This is a genomic window from Methylobacterium soli (assembly GCF_008806385.1).
GTDB classification, from domain to species: domain Bacteria; phylum Pseudomonadota; class Alphaproteobacteria; order Rhizobiales; family Beijerinckiaceae; genus Methylobacterium; species Methylobacterium soli.
Map to the genome: position 1 here is coordinate 1 of NZ_VZZK01000095.1, position 3,828 is coordinate 3,828.

The window sequence follows — 3,828 nt, forward strand, 5'->3', positions numbered from 1 at the left end:
CTTGGCCCATAGCGCATCCTTCCACTCGCGTGAGAAAACTGCACCATCAAACCCTGGGATCAAACATCTAGCTTGCAACTGTAATGCTAACGCGCCGTTGCGGCTACCCGTCCGCTTTCCGGCACGCCAGCTGAAATGTGCTTCCGGGACAGAAGTGCAGGCTCGGATCCCACCGCTTCAGCACCTCCGCCAGTGACTGCCCTGTCTCTGCAGCCTCGACCTTCACATCCCGTCGGGGATTGCTCCGGCGGATGCGCTCGGCCCGGGCCTCAGGGCCCTGGCGCAGCTTGTACCGAGCCTGGGCCTTGCGCTGGTTCGCCCTGAGGTTCGCGACGTCGTAGGCGCTCTCATAGGTCGAGAAGCGGTGGCCGCATCACCGCACCGTCGCCGCCGAGTGATCTGGCGGCGGTCCTCATCAGGGCGACTATCGATCACGCGGGTCGCGGCCTGGCACTTCGGGCAGGAGAACATCGGCCCTGGCCTCAGCTCGCCGCGCGCTGCGGCTGGGCAACGCGGCCTTGCGCCCATCGCGCTATTCCCGTGATCAGGATCACTGTTCCGCTGGAGCCCCCTGTCCATAACCCCTCAACGGCCGACGGCGATCGGCGCGAAGAGGAGACGGTCCAATGGCTCTCACAGCTGCGCAGATCACCATCGCTTTCGAGAACGTGCTCCAGCGCGCCCCGAGCGGCGACGACGTGAACGCCCTCACCACCGCTTCCCAATCCGGCTTCTTCACGGACGCACAGGTCTACGGTTCGATCGTCAACTCGCCGGAGGCAAACGCCAACGTCGATCCCGTCATTCGCGACTATCAGGTCGCATTCGGTCGCGTGCCGGACAAGAATGGTCTGCACTTCAACGTGAACGCCTTTGAGGCCTCTGGCCAGAACCTCAAGTCGATCTCCGAGGCTTTCTCGCATTCGCCGGAGTTCGCGACGCAGTACGGCAGCGGAGAGGTCGTCACCGAGGGCTATCTCCAGTCTCTCTACGCCCACGCGTTGGATCGCAGCGCCTCGGCCGTCGAGCTGCATTCCTGGCTCGAGATGGTGAACACGCCGGGCTCCGGTTATGCGATGCGCGCTGACGTGCTGAACGGCTTCGCTCAGTCGCCGGAGTTCATCGCCCGCTCGGATGCCGCGGTGAACGACTTCCTGTTCAAGGCGGCGCAGGGACAGGACGTGTACGCGGCCCACCCACTCCTCGGCGGGGCGGACCATTTCTTCACCGCCACGGTGGGGGTGGACAATCTCGTCGGCACCAGCGGCAACGACACCTACAACTCAGTCATCAGCGCTGGCCTGGACGCGACCCTGACGGCGGGCGACACGGTCCAGGACCAAGGCGGATCCGATGTCCTGAATGCGATCGTCCACAGCAGTGCTGGAACACCTCTGACTATCGCCGGCGTGGAGACCATCAACCTCGACACGTCGGTCAGCTCCGGAAGCGCCGCACTGACCGTGGAACTGAATGATGCAGCCGCCACGACCATCACGGTCAGCGGCACCCACGGCGTGAACTTTGGCGAAAGCAGCCTGCCCAACGTGACGGCGCTCAATGCGTCCGGCGTCGCCGGAACGGGAGCGGCCGGCGCCGTTGTGTTCGATGGGTCGGCCCACCGCGATGCGGCGCAAGGACTGACGATCAAGGGCGGGGCGGGCAATGACGTGTTCGCCGGTGGCTACGGAGCCGATACCTTCACCGGCGGCGCCGGCAACGACGTCTTCGTGTACGGAGACCTCAACCAGTCGACCACTGCCCACATGGACACGATCACGGATTTTCATGCGAATACGATCAGTACGCCGGGCGCACCGGCCAGCCAGGGAGCCGGCCAGCTGACCTCCAGCTACAATGGCGACGTGCTCGACTTCACGGCACTGTTCGCCGGAAAGGCAAACGGAGTTGAGCTGCGTGTCGTGCCGAGCGAGGGGGCCGCTCTGTCGCTTCTGAGATCCGATGTCGAGCTCGGAGGGTCGAATGCCTTCGCCCTTTTCGATGCGTCGAAGAGCAACCTCTACGTGGATGTCGACCACAACGGTGCGGCCGACGCGATCATCCACTTGGCTGGCGTCGCCAGCATCACAGAGGCAGCCATCCGCTTTCACGGCGGTGATCTCGGCCTGCTGTGACTGGAGGTGATCGGCAATCACTGGCTCACGGCTCCGGCCACGCCCGCTTGATCGCCGCGATGGTCTCGAATCCGCCGAGGCTCTGCAGCAGGCCGGCGACTTCGTCCGGCGTCATCCAGACCGCGTCGGGACCATGATTAACCTTCACCGCTTCGGCTGAAGCCGGCGAATGCCCTATCGCCAGCGTAAGGCCGGACGCTGCATCGTGGCCGAGCAGGTAGGAATCGTCCTCGGCGTCGGCCGCCTGCATGATCTCGGCGGCCTTGCGGTAGCCACGCGCGAGCCCGCCGCCCTGCAGCTCGATCTCATCCTCGTCGCCGGTCCGCGCCGCCTCGAGCCAGAGACCGATCTGTCGATCAAGCCGGGCGCCGATCTCGGGATCGACCCTGCGGAGCGCCGCGAGGGTCCAGCGGGCCTCGTGGGCCGTCGCGGGGGCGGTGATGTCGACGGTCAAGCGCTGCAGGCGTTTCTCGAAGCAATCGCTCATCGCGCGCCTCCACCACAACTCTTCTCGCCAAATCCCTTACTTCGCCCCAGAACTCTCTTTATGCCTCTTTTTCTAATTTTTGTTTCCCTACTTCTCCAAGGGGAGAGAAGTGTTGTAGTGTTGTGAGAGAGCGGATTGCGCTGCTGCGCCAATGGCTTGGCGGCACCACACTTCCGCAACAGATCGCAGATTCACAACACTTCTTCTGTGGTGCGATTTCGGCTCACCACAGAAGAAGTGTTGTGAAATCCGAGATGTGTGGGGCCGATGTGCTGGCACCTCAGAACTCCGTCCGCCGGGATGTTTCAGAGCCAGAAACGCCGTCGTGATAACGGTTTACGTCTTGCTCTCGCGACGAGTAGCCCTTGGTCCCGTTGCTCAGCGGCTCCAGGCGATGATCCTCCCAGAAGCGAAGTCCGGCCGAGGTCATCCGGACACCCCAGATGAAACGCTCACCGTCATCAGCCTGTGAGCCGTCCACGTTGGCGTAGGGCGCCAACCGCCGAACCTGCAGGAAGAACTGTCGCCCGCCCCAGGCCCGGGCCTCGGCGCCCATCTCCTCGCGCTGCCAGCCGTTGAAGGAGCAGCGCAGATCGTTGCGGGAGACCTTGCAGCACGGGTCCTTCTCGACCGCGGCCGACATCCAGGCGGCCACCGTGTTGTTGTCGTCCCGGAACCGGCGATTGGCTTCCCGGACGCTCGCTGGCGGGTCGTAGCGGCCGCGGGCCCGCAGCCGGTCCAGGCCGTCCATGGCCCAATTCAGGATCCCGGGCCCCTCCATTGCTGCCATCGCCTCGCCGACAAGACTGTCGGCCGGCAGGCCCAGCGAAACGCGTGCGGCACGCGCCTCGTGCTCCTCGACCACGTTTGTCATCTCGATGACGATGCAGCGGTTGTAGATTGCTTCCGACGAATCCCGGGCCCGCGGCATGGCTTTGGTCGTCAGCAGGACGGGGATCTCGAAGTTCATGTCAACCGGCGTCCGGTTCTTCCGGTTCGCCGAGCGTGGCGACCACGCCGTTTTCTGACGATGCTCAGATCCGAATGACGCTAACTGAGGAAGCGACCTGCCGATTAGGGCGCGATGCCGAATGGCTGATCCTGGCCGATAGGAGACGGTCCGCTTGCAGCTTAGCGGAGCAGGAAATCGGACGCGCGCCTCGCAGGTCTCAGAACGAGAGGAGTCGCCGAAGGCGGGCGATGTTC

The 3,828-nt window shown here is 64.2% G+C and carries 4 protein-coding genes; 1 reads left to right on the forward strand and 3 read right to left on the reverse strand.

Annotated features, from left to right (window positions below):
- Positions 1 to 222 precede the first annotated feature (222 nt).
- Positions 223 to 579 (reverse strand): NrdR family transcriptional regulator, encoded by a 357-nt coding sequence (locus F6X53_RS34210; RefSeq protein WP_425324718.1) that lies wholly within the window; start codon positions 577 to 579, stop codon positions 223 to 225.
- A gap of 47 nt (positions 580 to 626) precedes the next feature.
- On the opposite strand from F6X53_RS34210, the gene F6X53_RS31845 reads away from it, so the two are divergent.
- The gene (locus F6X53_RS31845; protein ID WP_151005911.1) at positions 627 to 2,135 is read left to right on the forward strand and encodes a DUF4214 domain-containing protein; all 1,509 of its coding nucleotides are present in this window, start codon (positions 627 to 629) and stop codon (positions 2,133 to 2,135) included.
- Between the two features lie 25 nt (positions 2,136 to 2,160).
- Here the strand turns inward: F6X53_RS31845 and F6X53_RS31850 are convergent, their stop codons facing one another.
- Complete coding sequence (locus F6X53_RS31850) at positions 2,161 to 2,622, reverse strand: hypothetical protein (RefSeq protein ID WP_151005913.1); 462 nt, start codon at positions 2,620 to 2,622, stop codon at positions 2,161 to 2,163.
- A 280-nt stretch (positions 2,623 to 2,902) separates the two neighbouring features.
- Positions 2,903 to 3,592, reverse strand: a complete 690-nt coding sequence (locus F6X53_RS31855) for a hypothetical protein (RefSeq protein ID WP_151005915.1) — start codon at positions 3,590 to 3,592, stop codon at positions 2,903 to 2,905.
- Positions 3,593 to 3,828 lie beyond the last annotated feature (236 nt).

What these genes read in the sequence shown, in the direction of transcription:
- F6X53_RS34210 (WP_425324718.1), bottom strand. Translation starts at nt 579, where the DNA reads ATGGACAGGGGGCTCCAGCGGAACAGTGATCCTGATCACGGGAATAGC.
- F6X53_RS31845 (WP_151005911.1), top strand. Translation starts at nt 627, where the DNA reads ATGGCTCTCACAGCTGCGCAGATCACCATCGCTTTCGAGAACGTGCTC.
- F6X53_RS31850 (WP_151005913.1), bottom strand. Translation starts at nt 2,622, where the DNA reads ATGAGCGATTGCTTCGAGAAACGCCTGCAGCGCTTGACCGTCGACATC.
- F6X53_RS31855 (WP_151005915.1), bottom strand. Translation starts at nt 3,592, where the DNA reads ATGAACTTCGAGATCCCCGTCCTGCTGACGACCAAAGCCATGCCGCGG.